General features: G+C 66.1%; 24 protein-coding genes. 9 read left to right on the top strand and 15 right to left on the bottom strand.

The features are described from left to right. Positions 1-16: 16 nt before the first annotated feature. Both U5L98_RS13925 and U5L98_RS13930 read right to left on the bottom strand, forming a co-directional pair. The gene (locus U5L98_RS13925) at positions 17-508 is read right to left on the bottom strand and encodes an RNA pyrophosphohydrolase (RefSeq protein WP_322558859.1); all 492 of its coding nucleotides are present in this window, start codon (positions 506-508) and stop codon (positions 17-19) included. A gap of 5 nt (positions 509-513) precedes the next feature. Beyond that, positions 514-648 (bottom strand): hypothetical protein, encoded by a 135-nt coding sequence (locus U5L98_RS13930; RefSeq protein ID WP_322558860.1) that lies wholly within the window; start codon positions 646-648, stop codon positions 514-516. A 61-nt stretch (positions 649-709) separates the two neighbouring features. On the opposite strand from U5L98_RS13930, the gene U5L98_RS13935 reads away from it, so the two are divergent. Next, the gene (locus tag U5L98_RS13935) at positions 710-1366 is read left to right on the top strand and encodes an HAD family hydrolase (RefSeq protein WP_322558861.1); all 657 of its coding nucleotides are present in this window, start codon (positions 710-712) and stop codon (positions 1364-1366) included. 184 nt (positions 1367-1550) lie between these two features. On the opposite strand, the gene U5L98_RS13940 is transcribed toward U5L98_RS13935, so the two are convergent. Next, positions 1551-2525: a malate dehydrogenase gene (locus U5L98_RS13940; RefSeq protein ID WP_322558862.1), complete on the bottom strand. Its 975-nt coding sequence runs from the start codon at positions 2523-2525 to the stop codon at positions 1551-1553. Positions 2526-2745: 220 nt separating this feature from the next. Between U5L98_RS13940 and U5L98_RS13945 the strand changes: the two genes are divergently transcribed. Next, complete coding sequence (locus tag U5L98_RS13945) at positions 2746-3870, top strand: efflux RND transporter periplasmic adaptor subunit (RefSeq protein WP_322558863.1); 1125 nt, start codon at positions 2746-2748, stop codon at positions 3868-3870. A gap of 1 nt (position 3871) precedes the next feature. Beyond that, on the top strand, positions 3872-6925 hold the full coding sequence (locus tag U5L98_RS13950) for an efflux RND transporter permease subunit (protein WP_322558864.1): 3054 nt from the start codon (positions 3872-3874) through the stop codon (positions 6923-6925). A gap of 26 nt (positions 6926-6951) precedes the next feature. Here the strand turns inward: U5L98_RS13950 and rsd are convergent, their stop codons facing one another. Further along, a complete protein-coding gene (rsd, locus tag U5L98_RS13955; RefSeq protein ID WP_322558865.1) occupies positions 6952-7455 on the bottom strand; it encodes a sigma D regulator in 504 nt (167 codons plus the stop codon). Positions 7456-7750: 295 nt separating this feature from the next. On the opposite strand from rsd, the gene U5L98_RS13960 reads away from it, so the two are divergent. The 5 genes from U5L98_RS13960 (at position 7751) to U5L98_RS13980 (ending at position 12370) form a co-directional block, all read left to right on the top strand. Then, positions 7751-8893: an ABC transporter substrate-binding protein gene (locus U5L98_RS13960; protein WP_322558866.1), complete on the top strand. Its 1143-nt coding sequence runs from the start codon at positions 7751-7753 to the stop codon at positions 8891-8893. Between the two features lie 117 nt (positions 8894-9010). Continuing rightward, positions 9011-9931, top strand: coding sequence for a branched-chain amino acid ABC transporter permease (locus U5L98_RS13965; RefSeq protein WP_322558867.1), 921 nt, complete (start codon positions 9011-9013; stop codon positions 9929-9931). Further along, complete coding sequence (locus tag U5L98_RS13970) at positions 9924-10952, top strand: branched-chain amino acid ABC transporter permease (protein ID WP_322558868.1); 1029 nt, start codon at positions 9924-9926, stop codon at positions 10950-10952. Before U5L98_RS13965 ends, U5L98_RS13970 begins: the two co-directional genes overlap by 8 nt. After that, on the top strand, positions 10945-11688 hold the full coding sequence (locus U5L98_RS13975) for an ABC transporter ATP-binding protein (RefSeq protein WP_322558869.1): 744 nt from the start codon (positions 10945-10947) through the stop codon (positions 11686-11688). The genes U5L98_RS13970 and U5L98_RS13975 overlap by 8 nt, the downstream gene beginning before the upstream one ends. A 1-nt stretch (position 11689) precedes the next feature. Then, positions 11690-12370 (top strand): ABC transporter ATP-binding protein, encoded by a 681-nt coding sequence (locus U5L98_RS13980; RefSeq protein WP_322558870.1) that lies wholly within the window; start codon positions 11690-11692, stop codon positions 12368-12370. A 13-nt stretch (positions 12371-12383) separates the two neighbouring features. On the opposite strand, the gene U5L98_RS13985 is transcribed toward U5L98_RS13980, so the two are convergent. From U5L98_RS13985 to yrfG, 10 genes are all read right to left on the bottom strand, one after another. Continuing rightward, entirely contained in the window at positions 12384-12767 is a 384-nt protein-coding gene (locus U5L98_RS13985; protein WP_322558871.1) for a hypothetical protein, read from the bottom strand. After that, positions 12716-13255 carry an alpha/beta hydrolase gene (locus U5L98_RS13990; RefSeq protein WP_322558872.1) on the bottom strand — a complete coding sequence of 180 codons (540 nt, stop codon included), beginning with the start codon at positions 13253-13255 and terminating at the stop codon, positions 12716-12718. The genes U5L98_RS13985 and U5L98_RS13990 overlap by 52 nt, the downstream gene beginning before the upstream one ends. 8 nt (positions 13256-13263) lie before the next feature. After that, positions 13264-13800, bottom strand: a complete 537-nt coding sequence (locus U5L98_RS13995; RefSeq protein ID WP_322558873.1) for a disulfide bond formation protein B — start codon at positions 13798-13800, stop codon at positions 13264-13266. Then, the gene (gene gshA, locus U5L98_RS14000; RefSeq protein WP_322558874.1) at positions 13797-15419 is read right to left on the bottom strand and encodes a glutamate--cysteine ligase; all 1623 of its coding nucleotides are present in this window, start codon (positions 15417-15419) and stop codon (positions 13797-13799) included. The genes U5L98_RS13995 and gshA overlap by 4 nt, the downstream gene beginning before the upstream one ends. Before the next feature lie 84 nt (positions 15420-15503). After that, complete coding sequence (locus U5L98_RS14005) at positions 15504-17897, bottom strand: Tex family protein (RefSeq protein WP_322558875.1); 2394 nt, start codon at positions 17895-17897, stop codon at positions 15504-15506. Positions 17898-18055: 158 nt separating this feature from the next. After that, the gene (gene msrB, locus U5L98_RS14010) at positions 18056-18553 is read right to left on the bottom strand and encodes a peptide-methionine (R)-S-oxide reductase MsrB (RefSeq protein WP_322558876.1); all 498 of its coding nucleotides are present in this window, start codon (positions 18551-18553) and stop codon (positions 18056-18058) included. A gap of 169 nt (positions 18554-18722) precedes the next feature. After that, the gene (locus U5L98_RS14015) at positions 18723-20291 is read right to left on the bottom strand and encodes a phosphoenolpyruvate carboxykinase (RefSeq protein WP_322558877.1); all 1569 of its coding nucleotides are present in this window, start codon (positions 20289-20291) and stop codon (positions 18723-18725) included. Between the two features lie 268 nt (positions 20292-20559). Then, on the bottom strand, positions 20560-21435 hold the full coding sequence (gene hslO / locus U5L98_RS14020; protein WP_322558878.1) for an Hsp33 family molecular chaperone HslO: 876 nt from the start codon (positions 21433-21435) through the stop codon (positions 20560-20562). 38 nt (positions 21436-21473) lie between these two features. Further along, complete coding sequence (hslR, locus tag U5L98_RS14025; RefSeq protein WP_322558879.1) at positions 21474-21860, bottom strand: ribosome-associated heat shock protein Hsp15; 387 nt, start codon at positions 21858-21860, stop codon at positions 21474-21476. Further along, on the bottom strand, positions 21853-22587 hold the full coding sequence (gene yrfG, locus U5L98_RS14030; RefSeq protein WP_322558880.1) for a GMP/IMP nucleotidase: 735 nt from the start codon (positions 22585-22587) through the stop codon (positions 21853-21855). Before yrfG ends, hslR begins: the two co-directional genes overlap by 8 nt. 73 nt (positions 22588-22660) lie before the next feature. On the opposite strand from yrfG, the gene nudE reads away from it, so the two are divergent. Continuing rightward, positions 22661-23266 (top strand): ADP compounds hydrolase NudE, encoded by a 606-nt coding sequence (gene nudE, locus U5L98_RS14035; protein WP_322558881.1) that lies wholly within the window; start codon positions 22661-22663, stop codon positions 23264-23266. A gap of 46 nt (positions 23267-23312) precedes the next feature. Here nudE and U5L98_RS14040 read toward each other — a convergent pair whose 3' ends face one another. Then, the gene (locus U5L98_RS14040) at positions 23313-24401 is read right to left on the bottom strand and encodes an oxidoreductase (RefSeq protein WP_322558976.1); all 1089 of its coding nucleotides are present in this window, start codon (positions 24399-24401) and stop codon (positions 23313-23315) included. Positions 24402-24405: the final 4 nt, after the last annotated feature.

Consider the following 24405-nt stretch of genomic DNA (forward strand, 5'->3'; position numbering starts at 1 on the left):
GGCTCATCCATGGCGCTTATCCATGGCCAAGGGCCAGCCGTTGCGCCCGGGGGGAGAGCTCGCGCAGGGCGCGGCGATAAACCTCCCGCTTGAAGGGCACGACCTGCCCAAGGGGATACCAGTAACTGACCCATCGCCAGCCATCAAACTCCGGCTTGCCGGACATGTCCATGCAGATCCGGCTCTCCTGGCAGCGAATCCTCAGCAGGAACCACTTCTGCTTCTGGCCGATACACACCGGCCTGGCGTGGGTACGAACCATGCGTCGCGGCAGGCGATAACGCAGCCAGCCCCGGGTGCAGGCAAGGATCTCGACGTCCTCGGCCGTGAGGCCGATTTCCTCGTGCAGCTCACGAAAGAGAGCCTGTTGCGGAGTCTCGTTAGCCTGAATGCCTCCCTGGGGAAACTGCCACGCATTCTGTCCTACCCGACGCGCCCAAAGCAGCTGCCCCTGCTCGTTGGCGATGATGATGCCAACATTGGGGCGAAAGCCGTCAGCGTCGATCACGGACTTCACCTTATGAATCCAGTATTGACGCCATTCTTCCACAGGGCCGCAAAGGGCATCAATACGACCATGCTGTTAGCAGGAAATGCGTTGTCATTGGCGCCGGCCTGGCGCTCGAAGCCCGGCAGCGCTTCTGCCATAATCTCCGCCCTTGTCACGACCATGAAACACGCTCGATCATCAACACACGAGGGGAATGCAGTGAGCCTGGCCATCTTCGACCTGGACAACACCCTGCTGTCGACCGACAGCGACCATGCCTGGGGAGAGTTCCTGCTGGAACAAGGGGCCGTGGATCCGGTGGCCTACCGCGAGGCCAACGACCGCTTCCTGGCCGACTACGAGGCCGGCACCCTGGATATCCAGGCTTTTCTGAAGGTGGCGCTGCGGCCACTCACGGAGCACAGCCCCGAGCAGCTCGCCGCCTGGCACCAGCAGTTCATGGCCAGCAAGATCGAGCCACATATCCTTCAGAAGGGCGAAGAGCTCGTGGCCCGCCACCGTACCCGCGGCGACACTCTGCTGATCGTCACCGCCACCAACCGCTTCGTCACCGGCCCCATCGCCGAGCGTCTGGGTATCGACGAGCTGATCGCCGTGGAGCCGGAGGTGGCCGACGGCCGCTATACCGGTCGTGCCACCGGCATCCCCAGCTTCCGTGAGGGCAAGGTCCAGCGTCTGGAGGCTTGGCTCGCCGACAAGGAACTGACCCTTGACGGCAGCTGGTTCTACAGCGACTCCCACAACGATCTGGCCCTGCTGGAGCAGGTCGACCATCCGGTGGCGGTAGATCCCGACCCCAGCCTGCGCGAGGTCGCCGATGCCCGCGGCTGGAAGATCATCAGTCTGAGGGACTAGCTGCAAGCCGCAAGCTGCAAGCTGCAAGCTGCAAGCTGCAAGCTGCAAGCTGCAAGCTGCAAGCTGCAAGCTGCAAGCTGCAAGCTGCAAGCCAAGAGTATCAATCCTGCCTATTGAAAAACCCCACAAGCCTGAGCTTGCGGGGTTTCCTTGCAGCTTGATCCTTGTAGCTTGAAGCTATGAATTAGCCCAGCAGATGATCGACGGCAGCACGCTCTTCGCGCAGCTCGTCTTCGGTGGCCTTCATGCGGCCACGGCTGAACTCGTCGACCTCGAGACCCTGGACGATCTCGTACTTGCCGCCCTTACAGGTCACCGGATAGGAATACATGATGCCGGGCTCTACGCCATAGCTGCCATCGGCGGGAATGCCCATGCTCACCACTTCATCGGTGCCCAGCGCCCAGTCGCGCATGTGGTCGATGGCCGCAGAAGCCGCAGAGGCCGCGGAGGAGGCACCACGCGCCTTGATGATAGCGGCACCGCGCTGCTGGACGGTGGGAATGAAATCGTTCTCGTACCAGTCGCGCTCGACCAGGTCGAAGGCCGGCTTGCCGCCAACCTTGCAGTGGGCCAGATCGGGGTACTGGGTTGCGCTGTGATTGCCCCAGACGATCATCTGCTCGACGTCGTTGACGTGCTTGCCGGCCTTCTGGGCCAGTTGGGTCTTGGCGCGGTTGTGGTCCAGACGCATCATCGCGGTGAACTGGCCGGCGTCCAGGTCCGGGGCGTTACAGGAGGCGATCAGGGCGTTGGTGTTGGCCGGGTTGCCCACCACCAGCACGCGCACGTCACGGCTGGCATTGTCGTTGATCGCCTTGCCCTGTACGGAGAAGATCTCCGCATTGGCTTCCAGCAGGTCCTTGCGTTCCATCCCCGGACCGCGCGGACGGGCGCCGACCAGCAGGCCAAAATCAGCGTCCTTGAAGGCGACGTTGGCATCGTCGGTGGCGACGATGTCCTGGAGCAGCGGGAAAGCGCAGTCGTTGAGCTCCATCACCACGCCGTTGAGGGCGTCCATGGCCGGCGGAATCTCCAGCAGTTGCAGGATGACCGGCTGGTCCTTGCCCAGCATGTCGCCGGAGGCGATGCGGAAAGCGAGCGAATAACTGATCTGGCCGGCAGCACCGGTGATGGCAATACGGACGGGGTCTTTCATGATGGCTCCTTGGGTTTTCAACGCGCGAGCTGTCGCCGTGAGGATGAGCCGGGCAGGCACGATGCTTGCCCGGCCGAAACTCGAATCGCAAAGATGGTATGCCTGCACTGCACAAAACTCAATTCGACCTGAGGATAGGGGCAAGGGGCAAGGGGCAAGGGGCAAGGGGCAAGGGATGATATGATGGCGTCCCGATGTTTCGCTACAAGGAAATGTTTGAATGCATCGCCGTTTCGCGCTCCCCCCGCTCTCCGTCCTGTTTGCCATTGGGCTGGCCTGCCTGCTGCTGGTCTGGCTGGCACTGGGTGACATCGAGGCGTTCCGCGAGACCGCGCCCGAGGGGGGCGACACCGCGGAACCGGCGTTGACCCGAGTGGAAGTAGTGGAGCGCCAGGCACAAGCCCACTCTCCCCGCCTGGTGCTCCAGGGCCAGCTCGAGGCCCATCGCGAGGTAGAACTACGCGCCCGACAATCAGGCCGAGTAGAGGCATTGCCCGTCGCCCTGGGGGAGCGAGTCACCCAGGGCGAGACGCTGCTGGCCTTGGCCCGCGAGGAGCTCCCCGCTCGACTCGAGCAGGCCGAAGCCGAACTGGCCCTGGCGCGGGGCGAGCTGGCGGGTGCCGAGGAACTACGCCGTCGCGAGCTGATCTCCAACCCCGACTACCTGCGCCGGCAGAGCGGCGTCAGCCGGGCACTGGCCGAGGTCGCCGCCCTGCGCCGCCAGCTCGACGACACCCGCCCCGAGGCACCCTTCGACGGGGTCCTCGACCGCCTCGACGTGGAGCTCGGGGACCTGGTCCAGGCCGGCGAGGCCTGGGGGCGGCTGGTCGACGACGCGCGCCTCACCGCCCACGCCGCGGCCCCCCAGCGGGATGCCCTGTCGCTGACCCCCGGGCTGCCCGCCGAGATCCAGCTGCTCGACGGTACCCGTCTCGCTGGCGAGCTAAGCCACGTGGCCAGCCGCGCCGATGAAAGCACCCGCAGCTTCCGCGTCGAGGCCACGCTGGACAATCCCGAGGGGCGCCGCTTGGCCGGCGCCAGCGCCACCCTGGTCATCCGTCTGCCCGAACGCCAGGTGCACCGGCTCTCCCCTGCCCTGCTCGAGCTCGATGGAGACGGCCAACTAGCGGTGAAGCACCTGGACACCGACGACAGGGTGCTGCTTACCCCTATCGAGCTGGTCGGTGCCGATACCGAAACCGCTCGGGTGGCAGGCCTGCCTGAACGGGTCCGACTGATCACTCTGGGCGGCGGCTTCGTGGACGCCGGCGATCGGGTGCAGGCCGTCCCCGTCGAGTCGGCCACCACGCGGAATGGCACGAACGCTACCGAGGAAGCGCGCTGACATGCGCGCCCTGATCGAGGCGGCACTGGATCGCTCACGCACCACCCTGCTGCTGCTGGTCGCCTTACTGCTGGCAGGGCTGGCCGCCTGGCAGGCGATCCCCAAGGAGGCCAACCCCGACGTCACCATCCCCATCATCTATGTGGCGATGTCGCTGGAGGGCGTCAGCCCCGAAGATGGTGAGCGGCTGCTGGTGCGCCCCATGGAGCAGGAACTACGCAGCATCGAAGGGCTGCGCAAGATGACCGCCCAGGCGAGCGAGGGCCGTGCCGCCGTCACTCTGGAGTTCGATGCCGGCTTCGATCCCGACCAGGCGCTGACCGACGTCCGCGAGAAGGTCGACATCGCCAGCGCTGAGCTGCCCGCCGAGGCCGACGAACCACGCGTCATGGAGGTCAACGTGGCGCTCTTCCCGGTACTTTCCATTGGCCTCTCGGGGCCGCTGGAGGAGCGCCGGCGACTGGCCGTGGCGCGCCGCCTGCAGCAGGAAATCGAGGGCATTCCGGCGGTGCTCGAAGTGGACATCGGCGGCGACCGCGAAGACCTGCTGGAGGTCGTCGTCGACCCTCTGGTGCTCAACAGCTATGGAGTCGACTTCGACACCCTGTTCAACCTGTTCAGCCGCAACAACCGCCTGGTGGCGGCGGGCAGCCTGGACACCGGGGCCGGCCGTCAGGCGCTCAAGGTGCCGGGGATCATCGAACGCCTCGAGGACGTCATGGCGATGCCGGTGAAGATCGACGGCGACCGGGTGGTGACCTTCGGCGACGTGGCATGGATCCGCCCCACCTTCAAGGACCCGGAGGGCTTCGCCCGCATCGACGGCCAGCCGGCCCTGGTGCTGGAGATCTCCAAGCGTGCCGGCGCCAACATCATCGCCACCGTGGCCCAGGTGCAGGGGCTGCTCGACGAGGCTGGCGACCTGATGCCCGACGAGCTGGAGGTCACTACCATCCTCGACCAGTCCGAGACCGTACGCGACATCCTCTCGGAGCTGCTCAACAACGTGGTCACCGCGGTGGTGCTGGTGCTGGTGCTGATCCTGGCCGCCATGGGCCTGCGCTCGGCGCTGATGGTGGGTCTGACCATTCCCGGCGCCTTCCTCACCGGCATCCTGCTGATCTGGGCACTGGGCTATACCCTCAACATCGTGGTGATGTTCGCCCTGATCCTGGTCGCCGGCATGCTGGTGGACGGCGCCATCGTGGTCAGCGAGCTGGCCGACCGCCACCAGCGCCAGGGCCAGCCGCCGCGTGAGGCGTGGGTTCAGGCCGCCACGCGCATGAGCTGGCCGGTGATCGCCTCCACCGCCACCACCCTGGCGGTCTTCGTGCCGCTACTGTTCTGGCCCGGCGTGGTGGGCCAGTTCATGAAGTATCTGCCCATCACGGTGATCCTCTGCCTGCTGGCGTCACTGGCCATGGCACTGGTGTTTCTGCCCACCCTGGGCGGTGTCTTCGGCGTGCGGCGCACTGCCGCCACCCGCGACACCGAGCTGATCACCGCCGGCGGCCGGCTCTACCGCACCTTGTTGGCCCGCCTGCTCGCCCGGCCGGGCCTCACGCTGGTGGTCGCCCTGCTGCTGATGGCCCTGATCTACACCGGCTACGCCCGCTTCAACCACGGCGTCGAATTCTTTCCCAGCGTCGAACCCGACACCGCCCAGGTGCTGGTGCGCGCCCGGGGCGACTTCTCCGCCATGGAGACTGATGCCGTGGTGCGACGCGTCGAGGCGCGCCTCACCGGCATGAGCGAGGTCCAGGCACTGTATGCGCGCTCCTTTGCCGTACCGGACCAGCAACTCGGCAGCGACGTGGTGGGGGTGCTGCAGTTCCAGCTGATCGACTGGCAGAAACGCCGCCCGGCAAGCGAGATCCTGGCCGAGATGGCCGAACGCACCCGCGATCTGCCGGGCATCCAACTGGAATTCCGCGAACAGGAGTCGGGGCCGGCCGGCGGCAAGCCCATCGTGCTGGAGATCAGCGCCGAGAACCCGGACCGGGCCGATCAGGTCGTCAACTCGCTGCGCCGGACCATGGTCGAACTGGGCGGCTTTCGCGACATCGAGGACAACCGCAGCCTGCCGGGCGTCGAGTGGCGGGTGAAGGTGGACCGCGAGGCGGCCGCCCGCTTCGGCACCGACGTGGCAAGCGTAGGCAGTGCCGTGCAGCTGATCACCACCGGACTGCAGGTGGCCAGCTACCGTCCGGCCGGGGTCAACGACGAGGTGGATATCCGGGTGCGCCTGCCGCGGGGGACTCGCTCGCTGGACCAATTGGGCCGCCTGACGCTGAACACACCCCGCGGACAGGTGCCGATTTCGCACTTCGTCTCGCTGGAACCCGCTCCCAAGGTAGGCACCCTGCACCGCATCGACGGCCGCCGAGCCATCACCCTGGAGGCCGATGTCACCGCCGAGCAGCGCCCCGACGAGCGCCTGGCGGCATTGAGGGCAGCCATGGAAGAGCCTCCCGAGGGGGTGAGAGTCAATGTGGCCGGCGAGCAGGAAGACCAGCAGGAGGCGATGCAGTTCCTGGCCACAGCCTTCCTGGTGGCGATCTGCCTGATGGCGCTGATTCTGGTCACCCAGTTCAACAGCCTCTACCAGGCGGCACTGGTGCTCTCGGCCATCGTCTTCTCCACCGCAGGGGTGCTGCTCGGCCTGCTCGCCAATGCCCAACCTTTCGGTATCGTCATGGTAGGGATGGGCATCATTGCCCTGGCGGGGATCGTGGTGAACAACAACATCGTGCTGATCGATACCTACAATCAACTACGCGGCGAAGGGTATTCCTCCAGGGAGGCGGCTCTCGAGGCCGGTGGCCTGCGCCTGCGGCCGGTGCTGCTCACCGCCGTAACAACGGTACTGGGTCTCATGCCCATGGTGCTGGGCGTCAACGTCGACCTGATCACCCCGAGCTTAGGCCTGGGCGCGCCCTCCACCCAGTGGTGGACGCAGCTCTCCAGCGCCATCGCCGGTGGCCTGATCTTCGCCACCGGCCTGACCCTGCTGCTCACGCCCTGCATGCTGGTGCTGGGCCCGAAGGGGCGGTGAGGGTGTGACGAGTGAGAGATTACCCCTCACTCCTCGTATGAGCGCAGCTCCACGACAGAGGCATCCGGCGCATGGGCCGCGTGCAGGCGGGCGATCAGCTGGTCCTCGAGGTTGAAGCGCTCGCTGAGCCCTCTACTCAGGCGATCGAGCCAGGCGGGAAGTCGACGCAGGTGGTGCTCGGCACGAGCAGGGCTGTCGTAGTCGCGGTCGAAGGAGAGCACCAGTTCGGTGGACATCTCCAGGCGCTCGAGCAGACGGTCGGCGAGTTCCAGGGCCTGGTGGTCATCGAAGGCTTTCGCCTCTTCCCGCAACTGCGGATAGACCTCGAAGTGGCCAGCGCTGATATAGTCCATCAGCACCTCGCTGAAGGTGTTGACGCGCTCCGAGTTCACCGTCTCGAGTTCGGCATCACAGGCCTGCTTCAGCGCAGCGAAATGGATCAGCAGCTCTCGGCGCTCGTGCAGCCAGCGATCGATCAGCTCGTGAACGCCGCCCCAGCGCTCCAGGGCATTCTTGCAGTCTTCCAGCATGGGTGCCTCCCTTGCCCGATGCGGCCAGCCACTCGGGGAACTCGAGCCGCGAAATGCCAGACTCGCGCCTGCCGAGCCCGCTGTCAATCCTGCTGCAATGGCATTGCCGAGATCGCGCTTGAGTCGCCGCGACCTGGCCACGAGGATGGGCAGGGCGTGCGCTCTTTCGGCACCGCGAGGGGAGCGTGGAGAGCTCAACGCGGCATTCGTAGTACATTACATCGGCATCTTGTGTTCACAGTCGCCATCACTGTGCAGCCGCCATGACACCAACAGAATTCTGGAGGGGATTTCCATGAACACGCTGACCCGCGCCGGCCTCGGCCTACTGATGACGACCGCCGTGGCCACGGCCCAGGCCGAGGACGTCAAGATTGGCATGATCACCACCCTGTCGGGGGGCGGCTCCCATCTCGGCGTCGATGTCCGCGACGGCTTCATGCTCGCCATGGACAAGGCGGATCGCGACGACATCGAGGTGCTGATCCAGGACGACGCCCGCCGCCCAGACATCGCCAAGTCACTCTCCAACGAGTTCATGCAACGTGATCAGGTCGACATCCTGACCGGCATCATCTGGTCCAATCTGGCCATGGCCGTGGTGCCCTCGGTCGTCCGCCAGGGGACCTTCTACCTCTCACCCAATGCCGGCCCCTCGGCGCTCGCCGGCAAGATGTGCCACGAGAACTACTTCAACGCGGCCTACCAGAACGATAACCTGCATGGCGCGATGGGTGCCTACATGCGCGAGCAGGGTTTCGAGAACCCCCTGCTGATGGCGCCGAACTACCCTGCCGGCACCGATGCCCTGGCCGGCTTCAAGCACCTCTTCGAGGGCGAGGTCGCCGACGAGATCTACACCCAGCTGGGCCAGACCGACTACGCCGCGGAGATCGCCAGGATCCGCGCCAGCGATGCGGACAGCCTGTTCTTCTTTCTTCCCGGAGGCATGGGCATCTCCTTCATGAAGCAGTGGGAGAACTCGGGGGTGGAGATGCCGGTGTTCGGGGCGGCCTTCTCGTTCGACGAGACGATCATCAAGGCGGTGGGCAGCGCCGCGATCGGCGCCATGAACACCTCGCACTGGGCCTATGACCTGGACAACGCGGCCAACCAGGCCTTTGTCGAGGGCTTCCAGGAAGCCTACGACCGCATGCCGACCCTCTATGCGGCCCAGGGCTACGATACCGCCCGCCTGATCCTGAGCGCCCTGGACAAGGCCCATCCGAGCGACAAGGACGCCTTCCGCGAAGCCCTGCGCGCGGCCGACTTCGACTCGGTACGTGGCGAATTCCGCTTCGGCCCGAACCACCACCCGATCCAGGACATACATGTCCGCGAGGTGGTCGAGGGCGAGGACGGCGAGCCGACCAACCGCCTGGTCGGTATCGCCGTCGAGGACATCCAGGACGTCTATGCTGAGCAGTGCCAGATGTAGGCCTTGCGGCCAGTGAGAGGTTAGCGCCGCTGCGCGGCTTGTGAGGGGTGAGGGGTAACTCTTCACCCCTTCACTCTTCACTCTTCACTCTTCACGCTATTCCAGAGATTACCTGACGTGACCGTTACCCTGCTGATCGAGCAACTGATCAACGGCCTGCAGCTCGGTACCATGCTCTTCCTGATGGCCAGCGGCCTGACCCTGGTATTCGGCGTCATGGGGTTGATCAACCTGGCCCATGGCTCCTTCTACATGGTCGGCGCCTATGTCACCGCGCTGACAACCGCCTCGACCGGCTCCTTCCTGCTGGGCCTGACCGCCGGCGTCATGGCGGCCTCAGCGGCAGGCGCCATCGTCGAACTGCTGGTGATACGCCGTCTCTACGGGCGTTCGCACCTTGATCAGGTCCTCGCCACCTTCGCGCTGATCCTGATCTTCTCCGAGGGCACCCGCTGGCTGTTCGGCTCCTCGCCGCTATGGCTCAGCCCCCCCGAGGCGCTGAGCGGGTCGGTGGCCCTGCCCGGCGGTTCTCGCTACCCCGTCTATCGGCTGGTGATCATCGCCGTGGGGGTGGTGGTCGCCACCGGCCTCTATTTGCTGATCGCGCATACTCGGCTGGGTATGCGTATCCGCGCCGGCGAGAGCGACCGCGAGATGATCGGCGCCCTGGGCGTCAACATCCGGCGGCTCTACACCCTGGTATTCGCCCTGGGTGCCGCCCTGGCGGGCCTGGCCGGATCACTGGTCGGCGCCCTGCAGTCGGTGCAGGTGGGCATGGGCGAGCCGGTGCTGATCCTGGCCTTCGTGGTGATCGTGATCGGCGGCATCGGCTCCATCAAGGGTGCCCTGCTCGGTGCCCTGCTGGTCGGCATGGTGGATACCCTGGGCCGGGTCTTCCTTCCCGCCCTGTTCGGCCAGTTCATGAGCCCCTCGGAGGCCGCCGGTGCCGGAACGGCCCTTGCCGCCATGCTGATCTACATCCTCATGGCGGTGATTCTCGCCTTCAAACCAAAGGGACTCTTTGCCGCGCATGACTAGGCCCCATTCGACGACCGCACCCGCCGCGAGTCCAGCGGGCGGGAGCCACTGGCTGAACCGCCGGCGACTGGTACACGGTGTACTGCTTGCATTGATGCTGCTGGCCCCCATCGCGGCCCACCTGCTGGGCGAGATCTACTACGTCAACCTCGCCTCCCGTGTCGCCCTGGTGGCCATGGCCGCCGTGGGGCTTAACCTGGCCATCGGCTTCGGTGGCATGATCAGCTTCGGCCATGCCGCCTACTTCGGCCTGGGCGGCTATGTGACCGGCATCAGCGCCCACCATGCGTTCGACGGCAGCCTGGTGATGGGCCTTCCCGGCAGCGACAACATGCTGGTGATCTGGCTGGCGGCCGTGCTGCTCTGCGGCCTGCTCGCCCTGGCGATCGGTGCCATCTCGCTGCGCACCACCGGGGTCTACTTCATCATGATCACCCTGGCCTTCGCCCAGATGGCCTACTACTTCGCCAACTCCTGGCCCGACTACGGCGGCGAGGATGGCCTGCCGATCTACCTGCGCAACGCTCTGCCCGGTATCGATACCAACGACGCCCTGAGCTTCTTCCTGATCTGCTTCACGGCTCTGGTGCTCTCGCTGGCACTCACCTCGCGGCTGATGACGTCACGCTTCGGGGCCGCCCTGACCATGGCAAGGCTCAACGAGACTCGCCTGGCCACCGCCGGCATCTCGCCCTTTCCCATCCGGCTGGTGGCCTTCGTCATCTCGGCGATGATCACCGGGCTGGCCGGTGCCCTCTACGCAGACCTGAACGGCTTCGTCAGCCCCTCCATGCTGAGCTGGCACCTCTCCGGCGAGCTGATGGTGATCGTCATCCTGGGGGGCGTCGGCCGCCTCTATGGGCCGCTCGCGGGATCCATCCTCTTCGTGATGATGGAGACCCTGCTGGGCGGGCTGACCGAATACTGGCAGTTCTTCCTCGGCCTGTTGCTGTTGGGCGTGGTGCTGTTCGCCAAGCAGGGCGTGATCGGCTGGCTGGCCGGGAGGGAGCGCCATGAGTGAGCGCGTGCTGTCGATCTCCGGCCTGCACAAGCGCTTCGGTGCCCTGCAGGCCACCCACGACGTGTCGCTGGAGCTGAGCGCCGGCGAAATCCATGCCTTGATCGGCCCCAACGGCGCCGGCAAGTCGACCCTGATCGCCCAGATCGCCGGCAGCCTCAGGCCCGATGCCGGCGAGATCCACCTGGGGGCACGCGACATCACCGCCCTGGGGGTCGCCCGACGGGCTCGCCTCGGCCTGGGCCGCAGCTTCCAGGTCTCGTGCCTGGCCGAGCCTCTCAGCGTGCTGCGCAACGTGATGATCGGCGCCCAGGCATTGCAGGGGCACAGCTTCCGCTTCTGGCGACCGGTGGACAGCGACGCGAGCCTGCTGAATCCCGCTCGCGCGGCCCTGGAGCGCATGCACCTCGCTCACCGTGCCGACACGCCGGTCGCGGAACTCTCCCATGGCGAGCGCCGCCAGGTGGAGGTGGCCTGTGCGCTGGTACTGAAACCCCGGGCCCTGATGCTGGACGAGCCCATGGCGGGCCTCGGCCCCGAGGGGACAGCACGGCTTACCGAACTGCTCGAGACCCTGAAACAGGAAGTCCCCATCCTGCTGATCGAGCACGACATGGACGCCGTGTTCCGGCTGGCGGATCGTATCTCCGTGCTGGTGGCGGGCAGCGTCATCGCCCATGGTGACAGCGCCACCATCCGCCGGGACCCGCGGGTCCGCGACGCCTACCTGGGAGAGTGAAATGCTCGAGATCACCGACATCGAGACCTTCTACGGGCCGTCCCAGGCGCTGTTTGGCGTCAGCCTCCATGTCGAGGGCGGCGAGATGGTAGCCCTCATGGGGCGCAACGGCATGGGCAAGACTACCACCATCCGCTCGCTGTTCGGTCTGACCCCAGCCCGAAGCGGGCGTATCGTGTTCGAGTCGCGGGACCTGCGTCGCCTGCCGGCCTTCCGCATCGCCCAGTGCGGCCTGGGGCTGGTGCCGGAGGGGCGCCGCTGCTTTCCCAACCTCTCGGTGCGCGAGAACCTGGTCGTCACCGCCCGCCCCGGCCCCTGGACCCGGGAGCGCGTCGAGGGCCTCTTCCCACAGCTCGCCGAGCGGCGCCGCCAGATGGCCGCCACCCTCTCTGGCGGAGAGCAGCAGATGCTGGCCATCGGCCGCGCCTTGATGACCAATCCCCGTCTGCTGGTGCTCGACGAGGCGACCGAGGGCCTGGCCCCGGTGATCCGCCAGGAGATCTGGTCGGCACTGAGAGTGATCAAGGCGCAGGGGCAGTCGACCCTGATCGTCGACAAGTCGTTGGGTGAACTGCTGCCGGTGGTCGACCGCTGCACCATCCTGGAAAAGGGACGCACGGCCTGGACGGGGCCGCCCGAGGCTCTGGACAGCGGTGTCCGCGACCGCTACCTGGGTGTCTAACTGCCCTTTGCGCTCAGGAATGGAAGGCGGTGATGCCCTCGACGAAGCGCCCACCGGGGCGATAATGGTCGAGCAGCGAAAAGTGGTCATCGCCTTCCAACACGGCCGACTCGACGCCGATGCCCTGCCCGCTCAGGTGCTCGGCGTAGTCTTGCATCTGGCGCGCGAACTCGCTGGACTCCTTCCCACCGGCGACCAGTCGAACTTCGGCCGGAACATGGCAGAGCTGGAGAACGGGACTGTAGTCGATCACGTCGCGCCCGGTGAGCTGCAGCTTGGGCTGCAGCCATGACCAGGGAAAGGGCGCCAGGTCATAGAGGCCGCTGATCGACAGGGCACCGCGGATCAGGTCATTGGGCAGGCCATACTCTCCTTCCCAGTCGGTCGCCAGCAGCATCCCGCACAGAGGTGCCCACCGGCGGAGTGCCCCGAGATGCTGAGTTGGCCCGGGTCGACCCCCAGTGACGGCGCATTGCGATGGACCCATGCCAGCGCCGCGCGACTCTGACGAACCACTTCGCAGAAGCGCACCGTCGGACACAACGCATAGTTGACCACCGCCACCGTGATCCCCGACGCCACCAGACCATCCACCACGAAGCCGAACTCCTTGTGGCTGAGCGAACGCCAGTAGCCGCCGTGGAAGAAGAGGTGACAGGGGGCCTCGCCCTCCGCTCTCTCCTCCCCCACACCCTCGGCATGGAAGATATCCATGCGCTCGGCAAGCGTCGGCCCGTAGGGCACATCGAGGGTCACCCGGTGGCGTTCTCGGGACGCCACGCTACGCGCGCGCCAGCCCTCGAGAAGGGGCGCCGGATCGCGTCCCCGCATGGGATCGTAGGCGCGGTCGATCTCCTCTTGAGTGGCCAGGCTGCGATAGCGCATGGTTCTGCCTAGCCCAGCCAGCGATAGCCGCGGTGCGGGCGGTTGGCCGCCAGCAGCAGGCCCAGCGGGGCCAGCGAAAGCACCAGGAAACCGGCCAGGGTCCAGCCCGGCAGCGAGATGCCAAGCAGCAGGAAGTCGATCTCGGCGCATTCTCCCGAGCCGGATAGCACCTGGGCCAGCACCTGCTGCAGGGGCAGAATCTCCATCATGTAATCGAGCCCGGGTCCGCAGGTCGGAACCTTATCCGCCGGCAGCGACTGCAGCCAAAGGTGGCGCCCCGCCACGGCGATGCCCCCACCCACGGCGGCCAGCGACAGCAGGCCGTAGATCACCGCCCCCAGGCGCCCGGCGGGGTTGTGGATCGCGGCGACGAGGAACACCGCCGCGGCGGCCAGCACGGCCACCCGCTGGAAGACGCACAGCGGACAGGGTTCCAGCCCCACAAGGTGCTCGAGCCCCAGGGCTACGGCCATCATCAGCACGCAGAATGCCAGGCCCGCAAGGCTCCAGTCGCGCACGGAAAGCCGCCGCAGGTCATCGATCATGAGGTTTCTCCCGTCTGTAGCGGCGTGATACTTCGCACCTCACGGGCTCGTTCGAAGTAGCGGGCCAGGAAGGCGTCGAAGTCCTCTGTCTCCAGCGCCTCCAGGTCATCCTGCTGCATCTGGGAGGTCGTCACCAGCTCGTCGAAGAGTGCCTCCCGGGCCGGATCCATGGGTGTGTCGCGAAAGTCCTTAGCCTGTTCCCGGGCGAGGCCCAGCATGACCTCGACGAAGGATTCACCGCTCGATTCGAGGCGTGCCAGCAGACGGGCGGAGGGCGTCAGGGCGGGATCTTCCAGGCGTGGCGCCAAGGCCGCCAGCGCTTCCGCGTGGGGCTCGCCTTCTTCCAGCCGGTCGAGCAGTTCCGCCACCGCCATCATCTCGGCGACGATCTCGCCGCCCCAGTCGGCGATGGAGCGGTGCCGGCCATCCTGCAGCAGGCGCAGCGCCGGGTCCCGGCCGCGCTCGACCACCAGGCGGCGGTTGTCGTCCAGCCGATCGCACTCCTCGTCGGGAATCCAGGGGCTCTCGCTGAGCAGGCACCACATCAGGAAGGTGTCGATGAAGCGGATCTGGGGCTCGTCCACCCCCAGCGGCAGGAAGGGGTTGAGGTCCAGGCAGCGTACCTCGATGTACTCCACGCCGCGGGCCTCCAGCGCCTGGCTGGGGGTCTCGTCGTGGCGTGTCACCCGCTTGGGGCGGATGTCGCTGTAGTACTCGTTCTCGATCTGCAGGATGTTGGCGTTGAGCTGGCGCCACTCATCGCCCTCCTTGACGCCCAGTTTCCTGTAGTCCTGCCAGGGTGTGGCAATGGCGTGGCGCAGGGTATTGACGTAGTTGGAGAGCGAGTTGAAACAGATCTTCAGCTGCTCCTGGACCTTGTTCTGGTAGCCCAGGTCCGACATGCGCAGGCTGGTGGCATGGCGCGACACCAGGGTGTCCTCGTCGTGCCGCTGAAGCTTCTCGGGCAGCTCGCCGCTCGGCAGGAAGCTGCTGTCCAGCGCCGACGATGCCCCGAACAGGTAGAGCAACAGCCAGCTATGGCGGCGGAAGTTGCGGATCAGGCCGAAGTAGCGCGCCGAGCGGTAGTCGCGAAGGGGGGTGTCCAAATCGCCCTCGAGCTCGCGCAGCAGCTCCCAGAGATCGTCGGGCAGCGAGACGTTGTAGTGAACGCCGGCGATGGACTGCATGATCCGCCCGTAGCGCAGGTCCAGCCCCTTGCGATAGACACGCTTCATGAGGCCCACGTTGGAGGAGCCATAGTCGGCGATGGGTACGCTGTCGTTGCCCGCCAGCCGCGATGGCATGCTGGCCGGCCAGATCAGTTCACCGTCCAGCTTGCGGTAGCTGAAGCGATGCAGATCGGCGAGGAAGGCCATGGCATCGCCCGGCCGAGAATAGACCGGTGTGATGTACTCCAGCAGCGCCTCGGAGTAGTCGGTGGTGATGTGCGGGTGGGTCAGCTTCGAGCCCAGTGCGGCGGGATGCGGGGTGGCAGCGATGCGTCCCTCGCCGTCAACCCGCAACCCCTCCTTTTCGATGCCGCGACGCAGGCGCCCGACCCGCCCCTGGTCGGCCAGGGCCTTGAGTCGATCGACGCGGCTGGTGAGCGATTCGGACAAGATGGTCACCCCATGTATGGAAAGGCGGGCGCCATGGCGCCCGGCAAACGTCAGATTATGGTGCCGGCTGGCGGCGCTTCAAGCTCAGCGACCCTTCTTTGCCTGCAGCAGGGCAGCCCCCAGGGCGCCCATCTGTCCGGCGGGCTCGGGTGCCTTGTTGCCGCGACCGGCCTTGCCGGGCCCTTGACCCTTGGCATTGCCACTGCCGCGGCGCGGCTGGTCGCCAATCTTTTCACCGCTTCCGTCGCCGCTCTTTTTTCCGCCCCGGTCACCACGCTGGTCGTCAGGCTGATCATCCAGGCGCATGGTGAGACCGATGCGAGAGCGCGCGAGGTCTACGCTCATCACCTTGACCCGCACGATATCACCGGCCTTGACCACGGTGCGCGGATCCTCGATGAACTTGTCGGAGAGCGCCGAGATGTGCACCAGGCCATCCTGATGCACGCCGATGTCGATGAAGGCGCCGAAGTGGGTGACGTTGGTCACGCTGCCTTCGAGGATCATGCCGGGCTCGAGGTCCTTCAGGGTCTCGACTCCCTCGCGGAACTCGGCCGCCTTGAATTCGGGACGCGGGTCACGTCCCGGCTTGTCGAGCTCGGCGAGGATATCGGTAACCGTGGGCACGCCGAAGCGTTCGTCGGCGAATTCGGCGGGCTTGAGCGACTTGAGGGTGGCGCTGTCGCCTATCAGACCGGCCAACGGACGCCCGCTGCGCTGGGCGATACGCTCCACCAGCGGATAGGCCTCGGGGTGCACGGCGCTGGCATCCAGCGGATTATCCCCCTGCATGATGCGCAAGAAGCCGGCGCACTGCTCGAAGGTCTTGGGCCCTAGGCGGCTGACGTCGAGCAGCGCCCGACGGCTGGTGAAGGCGCCCTCGGTGTTGCGACGGGCGACGATATTGTCGGCCAGGGTCGCATTGAGGCCGGCGACACGGGAGAGCAGCGCGCTCGACGCCGTATTGAGGTCCACCCCCACGGCGTTCACGCAGTCCTCGATCACCGCCTCCAGGCTTCGGGAGAGCTGTAGCTGCGAGACGTCATGCTGGTACTGACCCACGCCGATGGACTTGGGCTCGATCTTGACCAGCTCGGCCAGCGGATCCTGCAGCCGCCGGGCGATGGAGATCGCGCCGCGGATGGTGACGTCGAGATCCGGCAATTCCCGGGAGGCGTATGCCGAGGCGGAATAGACCGAGGCACCCGCCTCACTGACCATCACCTTGGCGAGCGGACGCTTGCCAGCCATGCCTTTCACCAGCTCGCCGGCGAGCTTGTCGGTCTCGCGGCTGGCGGTGCCGTTGCCCACCGCGATCAAGGCCACATCGTGCTTTTCGACAAGCTTTGCCAGTTCTGCGAGCGCGGCATCCCAGCGTTTCTGCGGCGCGTGGGGATAGATGGTGGCGTGCTCGAGGAACTGGCCGGTGGCATCCACCACTGCCACCTTGCAGCCGGTGCGCAGGCCCGGATCGATGGCCAGCGTGGCCTTCTGCCCCGCCGGCGCGGCCAGCAGCAGGTCCTTGAGGTTGGCCGCGAACACCTCGATGGCCTCGATCTCCGCGCGCTCACGAAGGCGGCCCATCAGCTCGGTCTCGAGGTGGGTGTAGAGTTTGACCCGCCAGGTCCAGCGCACCACCTCGGCCAGCCATCTGTCGGCGGGCCGACCCTGATCTCTGATCGCGAAATGCTTGGCAATGGCCAGCTGCGCCGGGTGGAGCGGCGCTTCTTCTTCACCGGGCAGGCGCAGGGTAAGGGCCAGCACGCCCTCGTTGCGGCCACGGAACATGGCCAAGGCGCGGTGCGAGGGCACCTTAGAGAGCGCTTCGTCGTGCTCGAAGTAGTCGGAGAACTTGGCCCCTTCCTCCTCCTTGCCGGCGATCACCCGGGAGGAGAGCTCACCCTCGCGCCATAGCCGCTCGCGTAGCCGCCCGACCAGTTCGGGGTCCTCGGCAAAGCGCTCCATGAGAATCTGCTTGGCGCCGTCCAGGGCGGCCTTGGCATCCTCGACGGCCGGAATGTCTTGCTCCGCGGGACGAAGATAGCGGGCCGCCTCGGTCTCGGGGACGAGGCTCGGGTCCGCCAGCAAGGCATCCGCCAGGGGCTCGAGCCCCGCCTCCCGGGCGATCTGCGCCTTGGTGCGCCGCTTCTTCTTGTAGGGCAGGTAAAGGTCTTCGAGTCGCTGCTTGGTGTCCGCGGCGCGAATGCTGGCAGCCAGGGTGTCGGTGAGCTTGCCCTGCTCGTCGATGGCGGCGAGCACCGCCTCGCGGCGCTCCTCCAGCTCGCGCAGATAGGCGAGGCGCTCGTGGAGCTGGCGCAGCTGGATATCATCGAGCCCGCCGGTGACTTCCTTACGGTAGCGGGCGATGAAGGGCACGGTAGCCCCGCCGTCGAGCAATTCCACCGTCGCCTTGACCTGCGGCGGGCGAACGGCGAGTTCCTCGGCGAGGCGGCTGATTATCTTCTCGTGTGCGTCCATGAAATCCTTGGCAATCAAACGTCCAGACGATCGCGACAAGGTACCACAAGCCCGGCTTCGCCGGGAGCCCGACGGGCTACGGGCTACGGGCTACGGGCTACGGGCTGAAAGTCTAGCTCGTCGCTCGGGGCCCGTAGCTCGCTGCTGGCGCGAAGCGCCTATGCCGGGTGGAAGGTCAGCGCCAGGCCATTGTTGCACCAGCGCAGGCCGGTGGGCTCGGGGCCGTCGTCGAAGACATGGCCCTGGTGGCCGCCACAGCGCGCGCAGTGGTACTCGGTGCGCGGAAACACCAGGAAGTAGTCGACACTGGTCAGCAGGTGTCCTTCCACGTGCTCGAAGAAGCTCGGCCAGCCGGTTCCGGAGTCGTACTTCATGGCACTGGTGAACAGCAGCAGGTCGCAGCCGGCACAGTGGTACTCGCCTTCGCGTGTCTCTTCGTCCAGGGGGCTCGAGAAGGCCGGCTCGGTGCCCTCCTCGCGAAGTATCTCGAACCGCTCGTCGCTCAGGCGCTCTCGCCACTCGGCCTCGGAGAGCTCCAGCACATCGAGCCCCTCGGCACGCGTCAGTTCGGGCTTGGGCCTGGCCGCAGCCAGACCCGGCAGCAGGCCGGCAAGGCTGCCGGCACCCAGCACGCCAAGAAAATGCCGTCGTTTCATGGTCTCTCTCCGTTGGTAATCTGACCCGGGCGCCAGCCCTTCCCCTGAAGATGACGCCAAGACGCAACCGGGGGAAGGAACGGCGTCCTTCCCCCGGTCAGACCGTCGATGCCGCCGACGGTTCGCCGTGCTTACGTCCTCAGTTCAGGCGTCCACGGGACAGGCGCCCTCAGGTCAGGCTGGGACCCGCCTTGACGATCGCTTGGTTGACACCCTCGAACTTCTTGAAGTTATCGACGAACTTGGCTGCCAGTTCCTGGCACTTGCGGTCGTAGGCAGTCTTGTCTTCCCAGGTTTCACGCGGATTGAGGAGACGGGAGTCGACGCCCGGCACGGCGGTGGGCACGGCCAGGTTGAGGCCCTCGATCTCGCGCGTCTCGACGTCGCGCAGCACCCCGGACTGGATAGCGCTGATGATGGCGCGGGTGGTGGGGATCGAGAAGCGCGCGCCGCCCTCTCCGTAGGCGCCACCGGTCCAGCCGGTATTGACCAGGTAGACCTGGGCGTCCTTCTCGGCCACGCGCTTGATCAGCAGGTCGGCGTATTCACGCGCCGGCCGCGGGAAGAAGGGAGCGCCGAAGCAGGTGGAGAAGGTCGCCTCGAGGCCGGCGGAAGACCCCATCTCGGTGGAGCCCACCTTGGCGGTGTAGCCGGAGAGAAAGTGGTAGGCAGCGGCTTCCTTGGAGAGCACAGAGACCGGAGGCAGCACGCCGGACATATCGCAGGTCAGGAAGACGATAGCATTGGGCTCGCCGGCGCGGTTCTCGGGCACGCGCTTCTCGACATGCTCCAGCGGATAGGCGGCACGTGAGTTCTGAGTCAGGCTGTCGTCGGCGTAGTCCGGCTCGCGGCGGTCATCGAGGACCACGTTTTCCAGCACGGTACCGAACTTGATGGCCTGCCAGATGATCGGCTCGTTCTTCTCGGAGAGATCGATGCACTTGGCGTAGCAACCGCCCTCGATGTTGAAGACGGTGCCCGGCCCCCAGCCGTGCTCGTCGTCACCGATCAGGTAGCGGGCCGGGTCGGCGGAGAGGGTGGTCTTGCCGGTACCGGAGAGGCCGAAGAACAGGGTGGTCTCGCCATCCTCACCGACGTTGGCGGAGCAATGCATGGGCAAAACGTCGGCGTCCGGCAGCAGGAAGTTCTGCACCGAGAACATCGCCTTCTTCATCTCGCCGGCGTAGCGCATGCCGGCGATCAGCACCTTCTTCTGGGCGAAATTGAGAATCACACAGCCGTCGGCGTTGGTGCCGTCCCGGGCCGGATCGCACTCGAAGAAAGGGGCATTGAGGATGGTCCACTCGTCCTTGACGGACGGGTTGTAGGCCTCGGGGCGCACGAACATGGTGCGGCCGAAGAGGCCGTGCCAGGCGGTCTGGGTGGTGACACGCACCGGCAGGTAGTGGACGGGGTCACTCCCCACGTGGAGTTCGGAGACATAGTGCTCGTCGCTGGCCAGGTACGCATCGACACGGGCCCAGAGCGCATCGAACTTCTCGGCATCGAACGGGCGGTTGACGCTGCCCCAGTCGATCTGGCCACTGGTGCTCGGCTCGTCGACGATGAAGCGATCCTTGGGCGAACGGCCGGTGCGCTCACCGGTGTTCACCACCAGGGCGCCGTTGGCGGCCAGGCGCCCTTCCCCATTGGCCACTGCCCGCTCGATCAACTCGGCGCTGCAGAGGTTGACGTGGGAAATGGCGGCTTGCTGGGGGGCGGCTTGAGTCATGGTCATGTCGTTTCCTGGGCCTTGCGGCCGCTTTTCTCTCGTGTGCCGGGCGTCGGTGACGCAACGTGGGTCATGCCATGATCGCCGTGTGCGGGTCATTCCCGTCTTGTGAAGGCGATCGGACCGGAAAAAACGGCGCCATTATGGCAAAAACCCGGCCCCCGGGAAACGCTGTTCTTGGGCGAAGTTCATGTAGTTTTACTACTACATCGGCACCGTTCACTACCGCTCACTTGAACTCACATGCTGCTATGCAACACTCGCCACGACGCTCTCAGTGTAGCGTCGGTGCCGGTCCCTCGGGATCGTCGAGCATCGCCTCGACCTCAGCCACCGTGAAGTGGTAACGGGTATGGCAGAAGTGGCACTGGGTATCGATGCCGCCCTGCTCGACCAGCACCTCGCGCAGCTCCTGCTTGCCCAGGGTCAGCAGCGCAGAAGCGATGCGCTCGCGTGAACAGGTGCAGCCGAAGTGCAATGACTTGGGGTCGAAAACGCGCACCGTCTCCTCATGGTAAAGCCGGCGCAGCACCTCGAGCGGCTCGAGACCGAGCAGTTCCTCGTCCTTGACGGTGTCGGCCAGGTGCACGGTGCGATCCCAGGCGTCGGCATCCTGATTGCGGGATTCATCGGGCAGGCGCTGCAGTAGCAGGCCGGCGGCACGCTGGTCGTCGGCGGCCAACCACAGCCGCGTCGGTAGCTGCTCTGATTGGGCGAAGTAGGCGGCCAGGCAGGCAGCCAGGCTGTCATGCTCCAGGGCCACGATGCCCTGATAGCGATGGCCATCGGTGGGGTCGAGGGTGATCATGATCTTGCCCTCCCCCACCAGTTCGCGGAAGCCGGTATCCTCGCCGGGAATCTCTGCGTCCTCGGCCAGGCGAGCAATGGCGCGCAGCTCGCCGCCAGGGTTGGACTCGGCCATCAGCAGGGCGAGCGCCCCCTGGCCGCGCACCTCAATGCTCAGGGTGCCATCGAGCTTGACGGTGTCGGTGAGAAGGGCCACTGCGGCGAGCAACTCGCCGAGCAGATGGTTCACCGCGGGGGGATAGTCGTGGCGCTCGAGCACCTCGCCGTAAGCGCGCTCGAGCGTGACGAGTTCCCCTCGCACATTGGTGTTGTCGAAAAGGAAACGCTGGATCTGATCGGTCATAGAGAATCTGTAAGTGGTGAGGTGTGAGTGGTGAGGTACTAATCCTCACCCCCCTCCTTGAAGCGTCGAATATCCCGGCGCTGCTTCTTGTCGGGTCGCTTGAGCGGGTGCTGCATGACCTGGTTGTTGAGGCGCCGCGCCTCGGCCTCGCGCTCGCGACGCTCAACGCTCTCCTCGGTTTCCCGGTAGAGCGCACGCGCCTCGGGGGCGCCGCGGCGCTGGTCGGAGAGCGCCAGCACCTCCACTTCCAGGATGTCCCAGCCTTGAGGCACCCGAATCAACGCACCGACCTCGACCGACTTGCTGGTCTTGGCCCTGGCACCCTCGTAGTGGACCTTGCCGCCTTCGATGGCCTTCTTGGCCAGGGCCCGGGTCTTGAAGAAGCGTGCCGCCCACAGCCACTTGTCGAGTCGCACGCTATCCACGGGTACCCCTCTCCTTCTCTTCAACAGCCGCAGGCGCTTCGCCCGCCGCAGGCGCTTCGCCAGCCGCGGGTGGCGGGTTATCGGGCAGGATGCTGGCGAAGCGATCCAGGGCGATGAACTCTTCGAGTTCCTTCTCCGGCCGACGACTATTTGGCTGCTTGATGCCCAGCAGGTGGCGGATGCCAAACTCCCGGGCACTCTCCAGCACAGAGGCATTGTCATCGATGAACAGGGTGCGCTGAGGATCGAAGGGCTCGACCTCCTGCAATGCAAACCAGAACGCCTGCTCTTCCTTGGGGACACCGAGATCCGCCGAGGAGACGATGGCATCCAGGTAGTCCTCGAGCCCGGTGAGGGGCAGCTTGAGCTCCAGGCTCGCCCGATCGGCATTGGTGGCCAGCACCACTCGGGGGTGGGCCGCCTTGAGCCAGCGGAGGAAGTCCAGGGCATCGCTGCGCAGACCAATCAGGTGCTGCACCTCGCGCTTGAGCGCCATCACGTCGACGCCCAGCTCGCGACTCCAGTAGGCCAGGCTGTACCAGTTGAGGGTGCCCTGCTCGCGGATGATCCGTGCGCGCAGCTCCTCCTGAGTCGCCTCGTCGAGGCGATGCAGTTCCACGTAGCGCCGCGGCAGGTGCTCGAGCCAGAAGTGGCTGTCGAAATGCAGGTCCAGCAGGGTGCCGTCCATGTCCAGCAGGACGGTGTCGATGGCGCGCCAGTCAATCATCGCGTCTCCGGGAGTGAGTCGGGGGCCGTTGGGACGTAGTATTGTAGCGAATCGCCAACAAGGAATCCCACCCATGTCTGATCCGCACGACGCCTCCCGGCCCTGGCCCGTCAAGCCGCACATCCTCGACCGGCGCAGCGTGGCGAGAAGCCGCCTCTTCCATGTCGAGGAGCTGGACCTGCGCTTCTCCAACGGCGCGGAACGCACCTTCGAGCGGCTCACCGGCACCGGTCAGGGTGTCGGCGCAGTGATGATGGTGGCCATGCCAGACCCGGAACACGTACTGCTTATCCGCGAGTATGCCGCCGGCTTCGAGGACTATGTGCTGACCCTGCCCAAGGGGCTCGTGGATCCGGGCGAGGACATCGTCACTGCGGCCAATCGCGAACTGATGGAAGAGTGCGGCTTCGGCGCCCACCGCATCGAGCCGCTGGTGGAGCTGTCGCTGGCCCCCAACTACATGCGCCATCGCATGCAGGTGCTGCTGGCCAGCGACCTCTACCCGAAGCGCCTGCCCGGCGACGAGCCGGAGCCACTGATCGTGGAGACCCACGCCATCGATGAGCTCTCGGCCCTGCTGGCCCGGGAGGATTTCCACGAAGCCCGCGCGATCGCCGCATTGTTCATTGCCCGGGACAAGCTGCGCAGCGAGGCGCCCGTCGATGCCGGGCTCTGGTGAAACCCGCTCATGACGCCCGGTGCACTGTCGATTACCGGGCGTGAAACTAGCTTGAGTGCAACCGGCGCATCGCGCTCTTGCCGTCCTTGAGCTTCATCCAGCGGCCCTGGCGGTAGCTGTCGAGCCCGGTCTCCAGCAGAATCATCACATCCAGCGCCGACTCGCTGGTCACGGGTGGTGGAGCGCCCTGGATCAGTGCCCGGGCGATGCCGGCATAGAACGCGGGGTAGTCCCCCGGCACGACTCGTGCCTCGCGGCTCGTCAGCGCCTCCGACCCGTCTTCCCCCTCGGCGAGGGTCAGGGTACCGGGCGACGGGTCCAGGCCCCAGCCCGGCGAGGGGGTCTGTCCCGCCTTGAGCCAGTCTTCCTGGGGGTCAAGGCCGTATTTGACGAAGCTGCCGCGGGTTCCGTGTGCCCGGAAGCGCGGGGTCGGCTCGGCAACCAGGGAACTGGCCTGCAGGCTCACCCGCAAGCCGTCGTACTCCAGCAGCGCCAGGAAATCGTCATCCACCTCGGCCCCCTCGCGAGACGTGGCGAGCTCCAGCAGGATCGCCTTGGGCATGCCGAAAAGTTGCTGGGCCTGGTCGAGGAGGTGCGGTCCGAGATCATACCAGATGCCACCACCTGGCTTGTGATGGTCGCGCCAGCGATCGGTGACTCGGGGGCGGAAGCGGTCGAAGCGCGACTCCAGCGCCACCACACGCCCCAGGGCGCCGTCGTCGAGCAACGCCTTGAGGGTCAGAAAGTCGCTGTCCCAGCGGCGGTTGTGGAAGACGCTCAGCAGGCGCTCACTGCCGTCGGCCTGGGCTTTGAGCAGGCGCGCCTCGGAGGCGCTGACGCTGAAGGGCTTGTCGATCACCACATGCTTGCCGGCCGCCAGTGCCGCCTTGGCCAGCGGGAAATGGGTGTCGTTGGGCGTGGCGATCACCACCAGGTCAATGTCGCGCCGCGCGAACAGCTGCGTCGCCTTGGGCAGCACCTCGACTTCGGGATAGTCGGCCCTGACACGCTCGGCATTGCTGCTGACCACGGCGGTCAGCTCCAGGCCGGGAGCAGCCTGGATCAGCGGAGCGTGAAAGGTGCGCCCCGCCATGCCGTAGCCGAGCAGGCCGACGTTGATGGTCTTTGTCTTCATCATG

Origin of the sequence: Halomonas sp. (genome assembly GCF_034520545.1) — a bacterium.
Taxonomy (GTDB): domain Bacteria; phylum Pseudomonadota; class Gammaproteobacteria; order Pseudomonadales; family Halomonadaceae; genus Halomonas.